Source organism: Neisseria sp. HMSC070H10 (assembly GCF_001837635.1).
GTDB classification, from domain to species: Bacteria; Pseudomonadota; Gammaproteobacteria; order Burkholderiales; family Neisseriaceae; genus Neisseria; species Neisseria subflava_A.
In genome coordinates this window covers 83,119-102,423 of sequence record NZ_KV833364.1, presented here as the reverse complement: position 1 = coordinate 102,423, position 19,305 = coordinate 83,119, and the positions used below count along the sequence as shown (strand labels likewise).

Here is a 19,305-nt window from a genome sequence, read left to right as displayed (position 1 = left end):
CCACACAAAAAGCCATGATGACCGAAAGCGAATTCATCCGCATGAGCGAAGAATTGTTTGAACACATTGAAGACCAAATCGATGAAAACGGCTGGGATTTCGACTGCCAGTTTGCCGGAAACGTACTGACTATCGAAGCCGAAGACGGTACGCAAATCATCGTCAACCGCCACACGCCCAACCAAGAATTGTGGATTGCTGCCAAAAGCGGCGGCTACCATTTCGCCGAGCAAAACGGCAAATGGCTGGCAACGCGCGACAGCCGCGATTTCTACGACGTTTTAAACGAAGCACTGAGCGCGGCTTCGGGCGAAGCAGTTGAGATTGCGGAATTGTGATTCAGTCTTCAAATATCCCTAGCTAAAAATCTATTTACCTCAAAGGACACCCAAATGCCCCTACTAGACAGTTTCAAAGTCGACCACACCCGTATGCACGCCCCTGCCGTACGCGTGGCAAAAACCATGACCACGCCCAAAGGCGACACCATTACCGTGTTTGACCTGCGTTTCTGCATTCCCAACAAAGAAATCCTGCCTGAAAAAGGCATTCACACGCTGGAGCATCTGTTCGCAGGCTTTATGCGCGACCACTTAAACGGCAACGGTGTCGAAATCATCGACATTTCCCCGATGGGCTGTCGTACCGGTTTCTACATGAGCCTCATCGGTACGCCCGATGAGCAAAAAGTGGCCGATGCATGGCTCGCTTCAATGCAGGATGTTTTGACCGTTCAAGACCAAAGCAAAATCCCCGAACTGAACGAATACCAATGCGGTACTTACCTGATGCACTCGCTTGCCGAAGCACACGAAATCGCCCAAAACGTTTTGGCACGCAAAGTCGCCGTCAATAAAAACGAAGAGCTGACATTGGACGAAAGCCTGTTGAACGCTTAATACGCTATAACAGCAAAGGCCGTCTGAAACTCTATATAACAAGTTTCAGACGGCCTAAAACCTTTTATTCCAATTTTCAACCTTTCAGCCACAGTTTTACACCGCCTAAAAATAAGTTGGCGGATGCTGACAGTGTACATAGTATAATTACACTTTGAACAAACAACCTGATTCTATTGCCTTTATGAAACCGTTTTTCTGCAAAACCGCCATTGCCCTCAGCCTGACCCTCCCTGCCGCCGCCAACGCTGCCGAGTATGTCTGCAATGTTGAAGGCATCACCGTTTATACCTCACACCAGATCAACAATACCTGCCGCGTTACCGATTCGTACAGTCCAGTAGAAACAAATGTATTTCAAACAAACGCTGAGCAGCTAAATTTGAATTCGACTCTTACAGAGCAACAAACAGATCCGAAATTGGTTGGAACACAGAACATTTTCGATAAAACAGGAGTAACAAACCAAAAAACTACTAGATCAACGGCTGATCACTATGTTCCTGTTATAGAAACACAAACGGCAATAGCTCCTGTTGAAACCAAGCAATATCCCGTTAATACTTTCGCCATATTCAATACCACACCTGTTGTTCAAGTATACCCCTCTGCACCTATCGCTCAGGTACAAACTACCCCTCAGGAAAGTCATAGATCGGATAGCTTTTTCTCTCCTCATACTGAACAGATACCTACCCAAACTCTCACCGCCCCGAACGTGCACACTGACCAAGCTACCACCACCCAATTCCTGAATCATTCTCTAGATTTGGAGCCATTGGACAACAAGACAGCAAAAAGTACAACAGCCGAAGAACCGGCCAAAACTGAAGTTACACACACAGAACAAACTGTTTCCAAAACATCGATAAACCGCACAACCAATATTAAAAAAACAGTAACCAAACCACTTAACGCTGAAAACTCTTCTGCATCGTCCGACAAAACCAATATATTAACAGGATCTACAACCGAGATTTTCGCACTGACAGACTCGGTCAAGCCGACCGAACCCATACCAGCGGCAGCAACTCCAACGAAGCCTACCAAAACCCCATTGCCCAAAGCATATGGACCAACCACTGATGCACTCTTCAGCGATAAAGATGTCGATAACGACATCAAAATTCTGCTAAATGGTCCGATCGGTGGCGTTACCAATACTGCCGAAGCTGCTAATCCGCGTCTGAATATCCTCCTACGCAACAGCATACAGAAACGCCAGGCCAAGCAAAACAGCCAGCAAGACATCCGCCGCAAAGCACCAATTCGTACCATTCCTGCAACCATTGCTGCACCACAACCCAAACCTAAAGAAACACGTAAACAGGTATTACAAGGGGAAATTCGCAACGAACAGGCCGCCATTACCCGCCTTCAAACACAGCTGAATGCGGCCAAACAAAAAGGCGATCAAATTAAAATCCAACAACTGACCCGTACCATCAACGCCCGTAAAGCGAATATCCGCGCTATTCAAGGTGAGATGTCTCGTTGATTGATTTTTATACAAAAGGCCGTCTGAAAATATTTTCAGACGGCCTTTTTAATGGCTCACAACCTATTTACTTCAACAAACAAACTCATTCTCTAAAATCATTTTCCCCATCACGCCAAAGTACATTTCTTTACAACCTTACCCTCGTGCGCCATTACTGCTTCTATCCAATCGACGATATTTTGCCAATAATATTGCGGCTTTTCAGACGGCCTATCAGCCTGAATACCTTCATCATTCAACACAACGGGAACCCCCTGCTCTGCACCGGCTTCAAGCAAAATCCAGATACTGCCTTCTTGGGTATCGGCACGGGCTGCTTGATGTTCATACGCCCAGCCAACCGCAGCTTGTCCGCCATTTTGCAAAGACTGTATCGCCAGCAAAAATGGCTGAAAGCAGGTATCTACATTGTTGTCGGCAGTAACGACCAAAGTTGCACCATGCGTGCCTAACGCTTGCGCGGCATGAAAGACTGGGGAGTTGTGCAGATTGGCGATAAAATCAAACGGCATCGCGGCGTGATGGTTCAGTACATTGTCTGCCATTTTTTCAAATACGGATGGCGAAGAAAACGGCGTACCGAGAAAAACAGCGCAATCAGAACGAATTTCGCTTTGTTCCTTAAATTGCCCTGCGCCAAGCGCGGCAATCAAACTCAAGCGGCTGAGGCGGCGGGTATCTATACTGCTTTGCTGCTTTAAGGTTTGTTTGAGGATTTTACCGCTGGTACCGGCGTCAGTATCAAAACGCACGGCTGCGGTAATACGGATATCAGGATTTATGGTTGCCATTGCCATACCAAAGATGTGTTGCTGCCGCCAAAACCAAACTGATTGGCCAAACAAAAAAAGCCGCCTTTTTGTGAAGCCGCGCACTCGGAAAAACGAATTTCCCGCCCCTGATAATCGCTGCTTCCGCCTTGTTTTAAAGCGGATAAAAGCAGGACTGTTTCAAGGGCTGCCGTTGCGCCAAGCGTGTGTCCGATTTGCGGCTTGAATGCCATCAAAGGGGGCAGTGTACCGAATATATTTTCCAGTGCGGCCAATTCGGCGGCATCGCTGTCAGCCGTGCCGATGCCGTGTGTTTTAACGACCGCAATGCTTTCAGGAGCGATGCCTGCAACACCCAAAGCGCGTCGCATCACCTGCTCTTGTGCTTGGCCATCGCTTTGAATCAGGTCATTGCCTGTATTGGCGGCGTGTCCGATAAGTTTCAGACGGCCTGAAGAAGATTCGGGAGCAGCGGAAGATAAAGCAAGCGCGGCAACACCTTCGCCTAAAATCAAACCATTTCCGCCAAAAGGCCGATACTGCTCGGCCAGCAAACCCAAGCTGTGAAAATGCAGCAAAGTCAGCCGGTTGAGGTTTTCAATACCAAGCACAAAGGCGCGCTCCGCCCCGCCGCGCAAACAATTATCCGCCTGAATCAGCGCATGGGCAGATGAAGTGCAGGCAGTAGCGAAACTGAAAATCTGCCGATTACCGCTACGCCGGCGCAAATCTTCGGCAAGATAAAGCAGATTGTGTTCCTCTACCGCCCTATTACCCGCAAAATGGCGGTTTTCATATTCGGAGATGGAATAGGAACTGGAACCGATAAACACCGGCGTATCGTGCCAGCTTTCAGACGGCCAGCCTGCATTTTCGGCGGCTCGGCGCAAATGTTGTTCGGCGATATCCGCAAATTCCTTCCGCCCTAAACTGTCGTCGGCGAATGCACGAAAATAAGCAGCCTGCTGCGGTTGGTTTAAAAACGTATAAGACACCGCATCAGGCCGTCTGAAATCCGCTTGCGGATTTAAGGCAGAAGTGGCCGCCGTACCGCAAACCCAACTCACGCGCCATGCTCCGTACGGATAAACGCCGCCAAATCGCGTACGCACATCATATGTTTGCGCACCATACGGTCGCCCTGCAGGCGCACTTGGAAATACTGTTGCAAGGCAACGCTGATCTGCAGCGCATCAAGCGAATCCAAACCAACCGGACTGTCATCACCAAACAAAAGTGCATCGTCGGTGAAATCATCCATATCCACATCGTCGGCCTTATCGGCCTCTTGCACGATTAACTTTTTCAATTCCGCTTCCAGCTCGTGCTCGGCCAGTGTAAAGGTGTAAGACATTTTTTAAACTCCCATTTTTATCTCATGAAGCAACAGCTTGTTTTAACAAAACTCGCTACGCTCGTTTTCAGACGGCCTGAACTTTATGCAAAATCGCCCCAAAGCGTCTGCATGGCGGCAATGGCCGCAAGTGAGGCGGTTTCGGTGCGCAACACCCGTTTGCCAAGCGTAACGGATTGAAAACCGGCATCAAATGCCTGCTGCTCTTCCTTCTCCGTCCAGCCGCCTTCCGGACCGACCATAAACACGACTTTGCCGGATTGCGGCCGAACATCGCCCAGTTTTTGTGCGCGGTTCAAGCTCATTAACAGTTTGGTCGTTTCCTGCGGCAACTGCTGCAGAGCCTGTGCATAAGTCGTCAGCGGCAAAACCTTCGGCACAATATTGCGGCCGCTTTGTTCACACGCCGAAACGACGATTTCCTGCCAACGTGCCACCCGCTTTTCAGCGCGTTCGCCGTTCAAGCGGACGACACAGCGTTCGCTGATGACCGGGCGAATTTCTGCCACGCCCAATTCCACGCTTTTCTGCAAAGTGAAATCCATGCGCTCGGCGGCGGATACCGCCTGTACCAACGTAATGTTCAGCGGCGATTCGTTGTCCGTTGCCTCTTCACGCAAAATCCGCACGCTGGCGCGGCGTTTTTCCAAAACTTCGGGCAAAGCCGGATATGCCTTGCCATTGCCGTTAAACAACACGATTTCTTCCGTGTTTTTCACGCGCAATACATTCAGATGGCGCACCACATTATCGGGCAATTCGACCACGCTGTCGGGGCTTAAGGCAAAATCAACATAAAATCGGGGCATGGTTTCCTGCTTTATTCATGTATATAATTTAAATTTAAAATTTCATGAATGAAGTTGAAACACGGCGACATACTCCTGCCTGATTTCGATTTCATCCACTATAATTTAAGACTTCCCGAATTTTAATCCACTGTCACGCAAAACTGCAAAAAACAAGGATACGCCGTGCTATACCGTTTACAGAAAGTCGTCCGCCACATCGCCCAAACCGAAGTCATGCCGCGTTTTCTGAACACGCCGTCACGACGCAAGGAAGACGGATCGGTTTTGAGTGAAGCAGATTTGGCCGCACAAACCGCTTTTGCCGCCGCCCTGCCCTTATTGGAGGATTGTCCGATGTTGGGCGAGGAGATGAGCGTTCAGGAGCAAACCCGTTTGTGGAACGAACATTCAGACGGCCTATGGATTGTCGACCCCATAGACGGCACAAACAACTTCGTCAACGGTTTGCCGCATTTTGCCGTATCCGTCGCGCTGGTTAAAAACGGCCACGCCGAATTAGGCGTGATTTACAATCCGGTCAGCGGCGAATGTTTCTATGCCGAACGAGGCAAAGGCGCGTTCCTCAACGGCACGCCGCTGCCGCTGCGTTCCGAAAACAAAAAACTCAACGAATCCATTGCCGGCGTGGAAATCAAATACCTGCGTTCGGGCAAACTCGCCAGTCGCATGAATACCCTTGCCCCATTCGGCACGATCCGCAGCATGGGCAGCAGCACGCTCGATTGGTGCTACCTTGCCAGCGGCCGCTACGATATTTACATCCACGGCGGACAAAAGCTGTGGGACTACGCTGCCGGTGCATTAATTTTTGAAGAAGCCGGCGGCTGCCTGACCACTTTGGAAGGCGACGATTTTTGGAGCGGCGAACATGTATTCAAGCGTTCCGTCATTGCCGCATTGCAACCCGAGCTGTTTCAGCAATGGGTAAAATGGATTCGAGAAAATCAGTAAAAATACCGTTTATCCTCAAAAAATCACGATTATCTTGCAACTTATTGAAATTATTTCACTTCTTAACAGCATTTAATACTAAAAACGGTAGAATATTAATCGCTGACACAACACCGCTCTTTCATCCCTTTTGGGCGGTGCAGCAAGTAAGACGTTTTCCCGCAATGTATTGGCCATTCATACTTCTCCCTTAGTATGAATGGTTTTTTTTATCTGCAAAAACAGCTCAGGCCGTCTGAACGTTCAGACGGCCTGTTTACATTACTATTTGAAAAACTGTCCGCAACACGCCTTAAACTTTTTGCCAGAACCGCACAAACAAGGCTGTTTCATAGTCGGCAAAGCAACGGTCGGATCAATAAAGTACCAACGCCCGTCTATTTTCACAAACGCCGACAATTCATGATGGCACTCAGTTTGCCCGTTCTCTTCAAAATACGCCTCAAACTCGACCAAAGCATGCAGCTTGCCAAACGGCACATGACGGATAACCTTCAATCCCGACCACTGCGTCTGCTTACTCCACAACTCCAAATCCTGCTTGTCCAACAAATTCTGCTGCGCAGGGACAGTCGTGCCCACGATATAGTCGATTTCCTGCAAAACATACGCGCTGTAACGCGAACGCATCAACTCTTCCGCCGTCGAGGCCGCCGCCTCATGCGCATGAAACGGTGCGCAACATTCCATATAAACACGCCCCGACTGACAGGGGCAAAGTGTAGCCGTCATTCTTAATTACCCGAATAAATCCATTTCAAAATTATAACGCAAACCTGACTCAGGCCGTCTGAAAACGAGCGTGGAGAGTTTTGCCAAAACGAGCGTGGAGAGTTTCGCTAAAATAAGCAAAGCGGGTTTCGACAAAATAAACGCAACAATCTGATATAATGCGCCTTTTCGATTTTGACTATCCATGATGAACATTCCCATCCAAAGCATCAGCCGCCTGTTGCCGCAAACCCAATGTCGTGAGTGCGGCTATGAAGGCTGCTTACCCTATGCGCGCGCCCTGTCGGCAGGAGAAGCGCCGGTAAATCTGTGCGCGCCGGGTGGGGAAACCGTCATGAAAGACATTGCCGACCTGTTGGGCAAGCCATACCTCGCGCCTGCAAAAACACAAATCAAAGCCGTAGCCCTGATTGACGAAGCCGTCTGCATCGGCTGTACCGCCTGCATCCGCGCCTGCCCTGTCGATGCCATTATGGGCGCGTCCAAACTGATGCACACCGTCATCAGCGACGAATGCACCGGCTGCGGCTTGTGCGTTACCCCATGTCCCGTCGACTGCATCGACATGGTTCCCGTATCGCAGCCCTTTCTGCCGTCCGCACGCCGTTTCAGCACCTCTGCTGAACCGCGCTTTGCCGCCGCCGAACACGCGCAAAGCCGTTTTGAACGCCATACCGTGCGCAAACAGCGCGACGATGCCGAACGCAAAGCCCTGCTGGCGCAACGCGAAGCCGCCGTCAAAGCCAAACAGGCTGCACAGGCGAAAACCCAAACAGCCACACCAAGCGCCGCATTCAACCCCATGGATTTGATTGCCAAAGCCATGGCAAAAGCGCAATCGCAACAGGACAAACTCGTCTCCTCCGACAACCGCGAAGACTTCAAAGCACGCCAAATCGAAGAAGCCAAAGAACGCGCCGAACTGCGCCGCGCCCAACGTGATGCCAAATACGGCAACGAAGCCGAAAAAGCCGCTGCCATCGAATTTCTGCGCCGCTACAAAGCCGAGCAGGAAGCGGCCAAAGAAGCCCGCTGATTTCCAAAACAACAAACCCATTCCGACCGTATCAGGCCGTCTGAAAACATTGCATGAAAACCAATAACTTTATGACCACACAAGAATTTCCACACCAGCATACCGCCCATTGCGAAAGCGGTGTGATGTCCACCCTGCTCAAATACCATGGCCACAATTTAGACGAAGCCATGATTTTCGGCATTGCCCACGCGCTGACATTTGTCTGGATGCCGCTGATTAAATTAAACGGCATGCCGTTGGTTTCTTACCGTACCGCGCCGCGCAGCATCATCAAAAACACCTGCAAAGCATTGGGGCTGAAATTATCCGTCCGCAAATTTTCCGACGCGCCAAGCGGACAAGCCGCATTGGATGCTGCGCTGTCCTCAGGCAAACTGGCCGGTTTGCAAACCTCCGTCTTCTGGCTGCCCTACTTCCCGCCGCAAATGCGCTTCCATTTCAACGCACACAATCTTTTAGTGTACGGAAAAGACGGCAACGACTACCTCATCAGCGACCCCGTATTTGAAACCGTACAACGCTGCGCCGCCGAAGATTTGCAGCGGGCGCGCTTTGCCAAAGGCGTATTGGCGGCAAAAGGCATGATGTACACCTTGGAAGACAACAGGCCGTCTGAACAAATCATGGCAGACTTGCCCGCCATTATCCGCAAAGCCATACGCAAAAACGCCAAACATATGCTCGCGCCAGTCTTTTTCATCGGCGTAAAAGGCATCCGTACGCTGGCCAAAAAAATCGAATCCCTGCCTGCCAAACAAAACGACAAATACCAAAAACTGTTTCTCGGCCATTTGGTGCGGATGCAGGAAGAAATCGGTACCGGCGGCGCAGGTTTCCGCTATATCTACGCCTACTTCCTCGAACAAGCCGCCCATATCTGCAACGAATCTGCGTTTCAGACGGCCTCGGAACAAATGACCTCCATCGGCGACCAATGGCGTCAATTCGCAGCCATGTGCGTGAAGCAGTGCAAAAAGCCGTCTGAAAACGGCTGCCGCAACATCGCTGAATTTCTGCGCAAAATTGCGGATGATGAAGAAGCGTTATGGCGGGGATTATTGAAATAATGGGGTTATGCGGTAGCGAGAAATTTTCTGTGCCCGTTTGTACACAGATGACCTAATGCCGCCTTTGTCAATGATTTCACTATGCTCCATCCATACTAAGGCCGTCTGAAACCATGATTCACATCCAATCCCTCTCCCACCGTTATCCCAAAGCCGAAACTGCCGCACTGGACAATGTGTCGTTCGATATTGCCGACGGCGAATGTTTGGGGCTGCTCGGCCACAACGGTGCGGGGAAAACGACGCTGATGTCGCTTTTGGCCGGCTTGCAGGAAGTACGGCAGGGCGAGATTTTGTTTGACGGCAAGCCGTTGCGCCTGTTGAGCCGCAGCGAACGGCAGAAAATCGGTTTGGTGCCGCAGGATTTTGCGTTTTATCCTCAGCTTTCTGTGTGGGACAACCTGCTGTTTTTCGCCTCGCTTTACAAAGTGCGCGACAAAGGCCGTCTGAACGCGCTGTTGGAACAGACCGATCTGACCGCCCACAAAAATAAGGCGGCTAAGCATCTTTCGGGCGGGCTTAAACGTCGTCTGAATTTTGCTATCGGCCTGATTAACACGCCGCAACTGGTGTTCCTCGACGAAATCACGGTCGGCATCGATCCGCAGTCGCGCCGCTTTATCCTCGACAGCGTGGCGGATTTGACGCGGCAGGGGGTAACGGTGGTGTACACCTCGCACTATCTGTCGGAAATCGAGCAGCTTTGCGACAAAATCGCGCTGCTGCAACACGGCAAACTGGTGTACCACGGCGGTTTGGACGAGCTTTTAAGCACGCAAACAGATATCGTGCGTTTTACCGTCGAACCGCCGTTGCCGCCTCAAACGCTGGCCGCTTTGGGTGCCAAGCAAGTGGACAGCCGCGGCATGATGGAAACGACACACGATGCCGCCGCCGTTTACGCCGCCCTGCAACAAAGTGGCGCGCAAATCCGCTACTTCCAGCAGGGACACGGTTCGCTGGAAACGTTTTACCTCGATTTCCTGCGCAAAGACGAACCGGCAACAGATAAGCAAAATCCACAATGACGACTTCCTCCCTCCTCAAAGAACTCAAACTGCTCTGCCGCGACCTGCACGGTTTGGCCGTGTTGTTTGTGATGCCCATCGCCTTCATGCTGATTATGTCGTTGGCGCTGAGCCGCGACCAAGACCCGCACACCGACAGCCGCATTGCGCTGGTCGGTGCGGCAAACGACAGCGTCAATACCGCGCTGGCTGCCGCGTTGGAAAAAGAGCAGATTCATGTCACACTGATGTCGTCTGAAAAACTGACCGACGCGCAAAACGGCCTGCACGACAAACGTTTCCAACTGGTGCTGCACAACCCGAACCCTGCTTCCGGCAAAATCGCCGACGACAAAACCCTGCAAATCTATGTACCGCCCGATACCGAGCCTTCATGGCTGGCGGCTGTCAAAGGCGTTTTGCAGCAGCACTACACCCAAACGCGGCTAGACGATTATTTCGACAACAACGACGGCATCAAAATCGACAATAAAAAACTGCCCCGCTCTATCCGCAAAGACATCCAGAAAAAAGTGGATGAAAAAAACGACGAACAATTCGCCGCCGTGCGCAGCTTTTTAGATAAAAAAATGCTGGAAGAGCATTACCTGAGCGCAGGAAGCGGCACAGTGGAAAAACCCAACGCCGTACAGCACAGCGTACCCGCATGGCTGATTTTCGGTATGTTTTTCATTATGATACCGCTGTCGAACGTCATGGCATTAGAACGCCAGACCAACACCATCACCCGCCTGCGCCTCGCCCGCGCTTCCGCATCCGGCCTGATTGCAGCGAAACTTGTCCCCTATTTCCTGATTAATCAGCTTCAGTTTGTCGGAATGCTGCTGCTCGGCCGCTACCTGCTGCCCGAAATCGGCGTACCCGCCCTCATACTCAACGGTAGCCTTGTTCCCTACGCGCTGCTGTCCGCCGCCGTCAGCGCCGCCGCACTTGGCTACGCACTGTTAATCAGCGTCTGCGCCAAATCCACCGAACACGCCGTCGTACTCGGTGGCGGCGGCATTATCCTGATGGCGGCAATCGGCGGCATTATGGTGCCCGCACACGTCATGCCCGAAACCATGCAGCAACTCACTTGGATTTCCCCAATGGCTTGGGGCTTGAAGGCTTTTCAAGAATTGCTGCTCAACCGCAGCGGCTTGGATGGAATCGGCCGTTATCTGCTCTTATTGTCTGCATTCTCTTTTACCACGCTGACTGCTGCCGTATTGGTTTATCGTAGGCAGTTGCAGACGCAGGTAAGGTTTTAAACGTTTGTCTGCCCTAAGTAGAAAGCTTATTTCTCAAAAACATTCCTATAAAAAACTTCAGGCCGTCTGAAAGATATTTTCAGACGGCCTGATGCTTGATGCGCTATGGATTGTCTCAATAATAAAATATGCTCAATAAAATCCCAAAATCCAAACGTAAAAAAACCTACTTTTTTCAAAGTAGGTTTTCATATTTGGTGGGTCGTGAGCGATTCGAACGCTCGACCAACGGATTAAAAGTCCGCTGCTCTACCGACTGAGCTAACGACCCGATAAGCTGTGCATTATAGAGACGGGCCACACAGCTGTCAACACTTTTTTAAACTTTTTTTATTCGACGACGATTTTCGGGAAGCGGCTGCTGAAGTCTTTGCCTTTATCGGCAATGGCCAGCGCAATTTGGAATGCGGCTTCGGTGTAGATGTCGGCGATAGTTTGGTTGTTTTCAAACAAGGCCGAAGATGTGCCGCTGTCCATGGCTTCGCGTACAGGCAGGCTCAACGGAAGCTGGCCGAGCAATGGTACGTTCAAACGCTCTGCTAGGTTTTTACCGCCTTCTGCGCCAAAGATTGCTTCGGCATGGCCGCAGTTGGAGCAGATATGGACAGACATGTTTTCCAAAACGCCCAAAATCGGAATATTGACTTTGTTGAACATATCCACGGCTTTGCGTGCATCAATCAGGGCAATGTCTTGCGGCGTGGTCACGACAACGGAGCCGGTTACGGGGATTTTTTGCGACAGGGTCAATTGGATATCGCCGGTACCGGGCGGCAGGTCGATGAAGAGATAATCGACATTATCCCACTCGCTTTGGAACATAAGCTGTTGCAAGGCTTGGCTGACCATCGGGCCGCGCCAAACGACGGCTTGGTCGGTATCGACCAGGAAACCGATGGACATCACTTGAATGCCGCTTTCGGCTTCAACGGGAATGAGTTTTTTGTTTTGTTGATCGGGTTTGCGGTCTTGCACGCCGAGCATGGTGGGCTGGCTTGGGCCGTACAGGTCGGCATCGAGTACGCCGACGCGCGCGCCCATTCTGGCCATTGCGGTGGCAAGGTTGGCTGTGGTCGTTGATTTGCCGACGCCGCCTTTGCCCGATGCAACAGCGATGATGTTTTTCACGCCTTTGATGGTTGCTACGCCGGGTTGAACTTTATGCGTACCGATTTCGGTATCGATACTCAAGTGAATGTGGGTATCGCCGGTATGCGAAATGACGGCTTCTTGGAGGGCGTTAGCAATGTCTGCGGCAATATGGGCAACTGGGAACGCGAATTTCAGGCCGATATGCAGGCCGTCTGAATGCTCTTCCAGAAGCGAAACGGCTTTTTCGCTGCCCAAAGTGCGTATTGTGGTGGGAATCAACACGGCATCGAGTGCGGTTCGGATGGCTGGGATATTCATAATCTGCCTCTTGAATGTGGGAAATTGTTTATGTGCGCGATTTGTCGTGCGACAAATCTGCCAAATTATACCCTTGAACGCCATGTAAGGGGGATACGCCCGAAAAACTTCAGGCTGCCTGAAACATCGGGCAGCCTGAAAAAAGGGGCAAATGAAACGCGACCTTATTCGCTCAAGAGCGCAATGTCAGCAACTGCGTTCATTTGTTCTGCCAAGCGGTTCAGCAGGTTCAAACGGTTTTGCTTCACGGCGGCATCTTCGGCCATTACCATCACGCCGTCGAAGAAGGCATCGACCTGCGGTTTGACGGAAGCCAGTTCGGACAAAGCGATTTGGAAATTGCCTTCGGCAACGGCGGCGGAGATTTTCGGCTGCAAACCTTGCGCGGCGGCGTACAGGGCTTTTTCTTCGTCCTGTTGCAGCAGACTTTCGTTAACCGCGCCCAACTCGGCATCGGCTTTTTTCAGCAGGTTTTGCACGCGTTTGTTGGCTGCGGCCAATGCGGCGGCTTCAGGTAGCTGTTTGAACGCGGCAACGGCCTGCAGTTTGGCCACTACGTCGTCCAAACGGCGCGGCTGTTTCGCCAATACGGCGGCAACGATGTCTTGCGGATAATCGTTTTGCAACAACACGGCCAAACGCGCCTGCATGAAATCGGCGGTTTCAGACGGCGTTTTCTCATTGAGCAAACCTTGCGGGAAGCTGTTGAAGGCCGTCTGAATCAGTTCGTTTACGTCCAAACCGTACTGCATCAGCATACGCAAAATACCCAAGGCGGCGCGGCGCAGGGCGTAAGGGTCTTTGTCGCCAGTCGGAATCAGACCGATGCCCCAAATGCCGACCAAGGTTTCCAGTTTGTCGGCCAAAGCAACGGCGGTGGCCACTTTGCCGTTCGGCAGATTGTCGCCGGCAAAACGCGGTTGGTAGTGTTGCTCGATGGCTTCGGCGATTTCTTCGGTTTCGCCGTCCAAGCGGGCGTAGTATTTGCCCATTGTGCCTTGCAATTCGGGGAACTCGCCGACCATTTCGGTAACCAAGTCGGCTTTGGCCAAACGTGCGGCGCGTTCGGCTGCGGCGACATCCGCACCCAAAGCTTTGGCGATGTGGGCGGCGATGCTTTGCAGGCGTTCGATGCGTTCGGCCTGCGAACCGATTTTGTTGTGATACACCACGTTCGCCAGCTTGGGCAGGCGGCTTTCCAAAGTCGCTTTTTGGTCTTGTTTGTAGAAGAACTCGGCATCAGACAGGCGCGCGCGCAAGACGCGTTCGTTGCCTTGGATGATGTGCGACGGGTCTTCGGTTTGCAGGTTGGAGACCAGCAGGAAGCGGTTCATCAGCTTGCCGTTTTGGTCGAGCAGCGGGAAGTATTTTTGGTTTTGCTGCATGGTCAGAATCAGGCATTCCTGCGGCACGGCGAGGAAGTGTTCTTCAAAACCGGCTTCCAATACCACAGGCCATTCGACCAATGCGGTCACTTCGTCCAACAATGCTTCATCGGCGGCAACGGTCGCGTTCAGACGGCCTGCCTGCTCGTTCAAGGCCGTCTGAATGGCGGCTTTGCGTTCGGCAAACGATGCTTCTACTTTGCCTTGCTCGCGCATTTGGGCGGCGTAGCTGTCGGCGTTTTCAATGGTAATTTCGCCGCTGGAAAGGAAGCGGTGTCCCAGGGTTTGATTGCCGCTTTGCAGGCCCAAAACGCTGACATTCACGATGTCGTCGCCGTGCAGCACAATTAGCCCGTGAACAGGACGAACGAAGGTAAACGTGCTGCTGCCCCAACGCATGACTTTCGGAATCGGCAGTTTTTTCACTGCGGCATTGATGATGTCTTCCAAAAGCTCGCCCAGCGGTTTGCCGGTTTGGACGTATTCGTAGGCATACACGTCTTGCTTGCCGTCGTTGATGATGGTCAAGTCTTCAATTTTCGCACCCGCACCGCGCGCAAAACCTTCCAAAGCCTTAGTCGGCGCACCGTCTTTCATGGCATTCGCCACGGCCGGGCCTTTTTTCACGATTTTTTGATCGGCTTGAACGGCTTTCACGTTTTTGACTTGAACGGCCAAACGGCGCGGAGAAGCGTAGGCAGTGTATTCGGCTGCGCCGTCAATCAGTTGCGCTTTTTCCAAGCCTTCGGCAACGGAAGCGGCAAAATGGTTGCCCAGATTATTGAGGGCTTTTGGCGGGAGTTCTTCAGTGAGAAGTTCGATTAAAAGGGTTTGGGTTGTCATGTGCTTATCGTTAAATAGGAAATTGGTTTGGCGTCTGAATACGGCATCATGCGGTTTTCAGACGCAAGGTTAATTGAATTGACGGCGATTTTATCATTTTCAGACGGCCTGTGGCTGTCTTTCACAAACAATTTGCCCGATTTTCAAGCAACTTCGTCCGCAACGGCTTCAATTCGTAGCGCGGATATACGGCAAACCGCTGGTTTCGTCATATTCGGGAATGTCGCTTCCGGCAAACAGCGCACCGGCCAAACGCACGGCCGCGCCGGTCACGGCCGGAGAAATCATAAAGCCGTGGCGGAACAGGCCGTTGACTTCAATCAGGCGGCGTTCGCGGTTGAAGCGGATTTCGGGGTTGTGGTGGTTTAAAGTCGGGCGCAGGCCGGTGGCCAATTCCAAAAGGTTCGCCTCGCCAAATGCCGGATGCACGGCGTACAGCGCGGACAAAAGTTCCAAACCGGAACGCACGCTGGCCGGCGCTTGGCTTTCGCTTTCGATTTGGGTCGCACCAATCACAAAAATATGGTTTTCCTTCGGCGCGATATACAAAGGATAGCGCGGATGCAGCAGGCGCACGGGGCGGGACAACTCGACTTCGGGTGCGTAAACGCGCGCCACTTCGCCGCGTATGCCGCGCAATTGGCTTTCAGACGGCCTGTTCCATGCTGCTTTTGCACCATAACCGCGGCAGTCGATGACCCAATCGTATTGCTCCGCCAAATCTTCGACTTCGCGTTCGCACGACCAATGACACGCCACATTCATTGATTCCAAAGCATCGGCAAGCGCATTCAATACCTGCCGTCCGTCCAACTGCCCTTCTGTCGGCAGATACAGGCCGTCTGAAAACCGCCCTGCCAGTTGCGGCTCGTTGGCCGCAATTTCATCCGTGTTCCAACGTATAGTTTCATGTTCTGCCACGCCGCCGCGCTTCAAATGACGGGCAAACTCGGCGGAAAGCGGCTTGTCCTGCGTGTGCCAGACAATCAGGCTGCCGTTTTCCTGCATCATCACCGGCGTATTCAGACGGCCTAAAATACCGCGCCACAGCGCGAAACTCTGCCTGCCCAAACGGATGACTTCAGGCGTTGCCTCCACCGCCTCGGAAGAAGGCGCCAGCATGGCGGCGGCAACATAGGCTGCGGCTTGTGCGCCGTTACGTTCGCCTTTCTCAAACAACTCTACCGCCACGCCCTGCTCTGCCAATTGAAACGCGATAAGGCGACCGGAAAGGCCGCCGCCGAGTACAGCAATCTTAGACATCAGTTTCTCCTTGTTTTTAATATGAAAATGAACTGCATATTTTAGAACTTGTTTTGCTTTATCACAATATCGACACAAAATGAGAACAGTTTTTGCAGATTATGCTCGGGCTGAATCAGTAATACGTGAACAAAAATCTTCCCTCAACAGCCAATCAGCTTTTATAAAAATATCTTCTTTACATAAAACCTACTATTTAGAGTGAGTTTGTTGTGGCAGTAAATTGTGTTGCCGTGCAGGCTTTTGACGCTGAATACGCCCGCCTGTTTATCCGAACTTCACTTCTGCCCCGAATACTTCCTGCCATAGTTTTCGCACGTTGCCGTAGTGAGTCAGCAATTCGTCCGTCACTTCGGTTTTTTTGGCATCTCGCAGTTTGGTGTTGTGCTGCTGCTGGCGGTAAAAGCGGTAGGCGGTGCGGCTTTGTTCGGCGAAGGTTTTGTCGATGAGGCCGCAGTCGGCAGCGATGTTCAAGAGAGCAATGTTGCCGTAGTTGTCCAAGAGTTGCGGATACTGGCGGGCATGGGCAAGGATGAGGTATTGGACGATAAATTCGACGTCGACCACGCCGCCGCGTGCGTATTTGACGTTGCTGTCAACCGGCGGATGGGTGGGGAACATTTTTTCGCGCATTTCGATGATTTCGCCTGCTAAAACGATTTGGTCGCGTTCGGCGGTCAGCATTTCGGTGCGAATGCGGTCGAAGGCCGTCTGAACATCAGGCGTACCGCAGATAAAACGGGCGCGGGTAAGGGATTGATGTTCCCACGTCCATGCGTTTTCGCGCTGGTATTTTTCAAAGGCGGCGATGCTGTGGGCGAGGAAACCGGCGTCGCCATTAGGGCGCAGGCGCAGGTCGGTTTCGTAGAGGCTGCCTGCGCCGGTGGCTGCAGAAAGCCAGTTGGTCAGGCGGCGGGCGAGGCGGCTGTACACGTCGCCTGCGTCGGGATGGGGATCGTCGTAGAGGTAGACGAGGTCGAGGTCGGAGGAATAGCTGAGCTCTTTACCGCCGAGTTTGCCGTAGCCGATGATGGCAAATTGCGGCGTGTCGCGGTGTTTTTTGGGCATATCCGCCCACGCACACGACACGGCGGCGGCGAGTATGGTGTCGGCAAGGGCGGAGAGCTGGTCGGAAAGTGATTCTACCGTCCACAGTCCGGCGAGGTCTTGGACGGCGAGGCGGAAGACTTGGGCGTGCTGGAAGCGGCGCAGGGTGTCCATTTGCGCTTCGGTGTCGCCGCCGCAGGCTTTGAGGTCGTCTGAAAGAGCGGCGGCGAGGGCTTGCCAGTCGAACGCGGTATCCAAAAGCTGGGCGCTGATGAGTTCGTCCAGCAGAATCGGATATTTGCTCAGATACGCCGCCACCCATGAGCTTTGGCTCATGATCTGCGCCAGTTGCGCCAGGGTTTGCGGATGCTCGTTGAGAAAGGCGAGATAGGCGGAGCGGCGGCTGATGTTTTCGAGAAAGTCAAACAGCCGCATTAATGTGTCGGTCGGGTTGGGTTGCTCGGCCGCCGCCTGTACCAACAACGGCACAATGGCGTCAAAACGCGGCTGGGCGTGTGCAGAAAGGTGGCGGTATTTATGGCCGTTGCGGATTTGGTCGAGTCGCGTGGCAATGGTTTCGGCATCAAACCCATATTCTTTCAGACGGCCTAGCCGTTCTTCTTCGTCAGGTTTTTCCTGCCATGCCCATTGCCATTCGCTGTTGCTTTGCGTTTGCTCTTCGGGTTCGCTCAAGATTTCGTTAAACAACTGATTGACCTTGTTCCGATGAACATTGAGGCCGTCTGAAAAAGCGGCATAGCTGTCGAAACCCATGCTTTCGGCGAGCAGTTGTTGCTGTTCGGGCGAGGTCGGCAGGGTTTGGGTTTGCTGGTCGTCCCAGTATTGCAGGCGGTGTTCGACGTCGCGCAGGAATCGGTAGGCGGACAGCAGGGTTTCGACGTTTGCAGACGGCATGATGCCCAGCTCGGCAAGTTTCTTCAGCGTTTCCTGCGTGCCTTTCAGTTGCAGCGCACGCATTTGGCCGCCGCGTATCATCTGGAATATCTGGGCGATAAATTCGACTTCGCGGATGCCGCCTGCGCCGAGTTTGATGTTGTCCGCCATGCCTTTTTTGCTGACTTCGCTGCGGATTTGGCGGTGCAGGTTGCGCATTGCTTCATATGCGCTGTAATCCAGATATTTGCGGAACACAAAGGGGCGCACCAGCGCTTTGATGTCGTTCGGATGCGGCGTGACCACACGGCCTTTGCACCACGCGTAGCGTTCCCATTCGCGCCCCTGCGTAATCAAATATTGCTCCAGCGCGGTTTCGCTCAATACTAACGCGCCCGAATCGCCGTCCGGCCGCAGCCGCATATCGACGCGGAACACTTGCCCGTCGGCGGTGATGTCGTTCAGCAGCGCAATCAGTTTCTGCCCGACTTTGGTGAAAAATTCCTGATTGCCCCGCTCGCGCCTGCCGTCGGTGTCGCCCGATTCGGGATAGACGAAAATCAAATCGATGTCGGAAGACACGTTCAGCTCATAGCCGCCCGCCTTGCCCATCGCCACCACGCTCAAATGCTGCGGCGATTTGGTATAACGCCCGATCGGCGTGCCGTACATATCCTGATAATAGGCGTAGGAAAAGTCCAACGCGGTATTGACGGCAAAATCCGCAAACAACGTAATCGTACGGGTAACTTCGTTCAAATCGCTGATGCGGTTGATATCGCGCACGATAATCTGCGACACCACATAACGGCGCAACTCGCGCAACTGCCGTGCCAATTCCTCCTCATTTTCTTCCGCGCGGATTTTGCCCCAATCGGCAAAGGCTTGGAAATCAGATTCGGTCAACACCTTGTCCAGCATGGGCAGGAAGATTTCGGGCTTGAGTTTGCCTGAATCAAGGTTGCGGGCGAGAAACAGGGAATAACGGCGGGCAGTGTCGAGGCGGTTCATAATCTTTGCCTGAATAAACAGAAAAGACCATCATAGCAAGGTTTCAGGC

General features: G+C 52.4%; 18 protein-coding genes and 1 tRNA gene. 8 read left to right on the top strand and 11 right to left on the bottom strand.

What is annotated here, in order from left to right; genetic code table 11:
• Positions 1–14 precede the first annotated feature (14 nt).
• From cyaY to HMPREF2606_RS03490, 3 genes are all read left to right on the top strand, one after another.
• Positions 15–338: an iron donor protein CyaY gene (cyaY, locus tag HMPREF2606_RS03500; protein WP_070585221.1), complete on the top strand. Its 324-nt coding sequence runs from the start codon at positions 15–17 to the stop codon at positions 336–338.
• 54 nt (positions 339–392) lie between these two features.
• Positions 393–899, top strand: a complete 507-nt coding sequence (gene luxS / locus HMPREF2606_RS03495) for an S-ribosylhomocysteine lyase (RefSeq protein ID WP_004518928.1) — start codon at positions 393–395, stop codon at positions 897–899.
• Between the two features lie 154 nt (positions 900–1,053).
• Positions 1,054–2,397, top strand: a complete 1,344-nt coding sequence (locus HMPREF2606_RS03490; RefSeq protein ID WP_234395495.1) for a hypothetical protein — start codon at positions 1,054–1,056, stop codon at positions 2,395–2,397.
• Positions 2,398–2,507: 110 nt separating this feature from the next.
• Here HMPREF2606_RS03490 and HMPREF2606_RS03485 read toward each other — a convergent pair whose 3' ends face one another.
• The 4 genes from HMPREF2606_RS03485 to HMPREF2606_RS03470 form a co-directional block, all read right to left on the bottom strand.
• Positions 2,508–3,197, bottom strand: coding sequence for a hypothetical protein (locus HMPREF2606_RS03485; RefSeq protein WP_070585223.1), 690 nt, complete (start codon positions 3,195–3,197; stop codon positions 2,508–2,510).
• On the bottom strand, positions 3,179–4,237 hold the full coding sequence (locus HMPREF2606_RS03480) for a beta-ketoacyl synthase N-terminal-like domain-containing protein (protein ID WP_070585226.1): 1,059 nt from the start codon (positions 4,235–4,237) through the stop codon (positions 3,179–3,181). Before HMPREF2606_RS03480 ends, HMPREF2606_RS03485 begins: the two co-directional genes overlap by 19 nt.
• Complete coding sequence (locus HMPREF2606_RS03475; RefSeq protein WP_070585227.1) at positions 4,234–4,524, bottom strand: phosphopantetheine-binding protein; 291 nt, start codon at positions 4,522–4,524, stop codon at positions 4,234–4,236. The genes HMPREF2606_RS03480 and HMPREF2606_RS03475 overlap by 4 nt, the downstream gene beginning before the upstream one ends.
• An 83-nt stretch (positions 4,525–4,607) precedes the next feature.
• A complete protein-coding gene (locus HMPREF2606_RS03470; RefSeq protein WP_070712102.1) occupies positions 4,608–5,333 on the bottom strand; it encodes a 16S rRNA (uracil(1498)-N(3))-methyltransferase in 726 nt (241 codons plus the stop codon).
• A 165-nt stretch (positions 5,334–5,498) separates the two neighbouring features.
• Between HMPREF2606_RS03470 and HMPREF2606_RS03465 the strand changes: the two genes are divergently transcribed.
• Positions 5,499–6,287 carry an inositol monophosphatase family protein gene (locus tag HMPREF2606_RS03465; RefSeq protein ID WP_003684681.1) on the top strand — a complete coding sequence of 263 codons (789 nt, stop codon included), beginning with the start codon at positions 5,499–5,501 and terminating at the stop codon, positions 6,285–6,287.
• 264 nt (positions 6,288–6,551) lie between these two features.
• Here the strand turns inward: HMPREF2606_RS03465 and HMPREF2606_RS03460 are convergent, their stop codons facing one another.
• A complete protein-coding gene (locus tag HMPREF2606_RS03460) occupies positions 6,552–7,019 on the bottom strand; it encodes a YchJ family protein (protein ID WP_070712101.1) in 468 nt (155 codons plus the stop codon).
• A 6-nt stretch (positions 7,020–7,025) separates the two neighbouring features.
• On the bottom strand, positions 7,026–7,205 hold the full coding sequence (locus tag HMPREF2606_RS03455; protein ID WP_070712170.1) for a hypothetical protein: 180 nt from the start codon (positions 7,203–7,205) through the stop codon (positions 7,026–7,028).
• 1 nt (position 7,206) lies between these two features.
• Here HMPREF2606_RS03455 and HMPREF2606_RS03450 point away from each other — a divergent pair, with 1 nt between their 5' ends.
• From HMPREF2606_RS03450 to HMPREF2606_RS03435, 4 genes are all read left to right on the top strand, one after another.
• Positions 7,207–8,055, top strand: a complete 849-nt coding sequence (locus HMPREF2606_RS03450; RefSeq protein WP_210399753.1) for an RnfABCDGE type electron transport complex subunit B — start codon at positions 7,207–7,209, stop codon at positions 8,053–8,055.
• Positions 8,056–8,126: 71 nt separating this feature from the next.
• Positions 8,127–9,125 carry a BtrH-related acyltransferase DarH gene (locus HMPREF2606_RS03445; protein ID WP_070712169.1) on the top strand — a complete coding sequence of 333 codons (999 nt, stop codon included), beginning with the start codon at positions 8,127–8,129 and terminating at the stop codon, positions 9,123–9,125.
• Between the two features lie 113 nt (positions 9,126–9,238).
• Complete coding sequence (locus tag HMPREF2606_RS03440) at positions 9,239–10,153, top strand: ABC transporter ATP-binding protein (RefSeq protein WP_070712099.1); 915 nt, start codon at positions 9,239–9,241, stop codon at positions 10,151–10,153.
• Positions 10,150–11,403 (top strand): ABC transporter permease, encoded by a 1,254-nt coding sequence (locus HMPREF2606_RS03435; protein ID WP_070712098.1) that lies wholly within the window; start codon positions 10,150–10,152, stop codon positions 11,401–11,403. Before HMPREF2606_RS03440 ends, HMPREF2606_RS03435 begins: the two co-directional genes overlap by 4 nt.
• A 195-nt stretch (positions 11,404–11,598) precedes the next feature.
• On the opposite strand, the gene HMPREF2606_RS03430 is transcribed toward HMPREF2606_RS03435, so the two are convergent.
• The 5 genes from HMPREF2606_RS03430 to glnE all read right to left on the bottom strand — a co-directional run bounded on the left by HMPREF2606_RS03430 (position 11,599) and on the right by glnE (position 19,256).
• A tRNA-Lys gene (locus HMPREF2606_RS03430) sits at positions 11,599–11,674 on the bottom strand.
• A 59-nt stretch (positions 11,675–11,733) separates the two neighbouring features.
• Positions 11,734–12,813, bottom strand: coding sequence for an iron-sulfur cluster carrier protein ApbC (gene apbC, locus HMPREF2606_RS03425; protein WP_070712097.1), 1,080 nt, complete (start codon positions 12,811–12,813; stop codon positions 11,734–11,736).
• Between the two features lie 164 nt (positions 12,814–12,977).
• Entirely contained in the window at positions 12,978–15,041 is a 2,064-nt protein-coding gene (gene glyS, locus HMPREF2606_RS03420; protein WP_070843314.1) for a glycine--tRNA ligase subunit beta, read from the bottom strand.
• Between the two features lie 168 nt (positions 15,042–15,209).
• Complete coding sequence (locus HMPREF2606_RS03415; protein ID WP_070814592.1) at positions 15,210–16,304, bottom strand: FAD-dependent oxidoreductase; 1,095 nt, start codon at positions 16,302–16,304, stop codon at positions 15,210–15,212.
• A 267-nt stretch (positions 16,305–16,571) separates the two neighbouring features.
• Positions 16,572–19,256, bottom strand: coding sequence for a bifunctional [glutamate--ammonia ligase]-adenylyl-L-tyrosine phosphorylase/[glutamate--ammonia-ligase] adenylyltransferase (gene glnE, locus HMPREF2606_RS03410; RefSeq protein WP_070843313.1), 2,685 nt, complete (start codon positions 19,254–19,256; stop codon positions 16,572–16,574).
• Between the last annotated feature and the right edge of the window lie 49 nt (positions 19,257–19,305).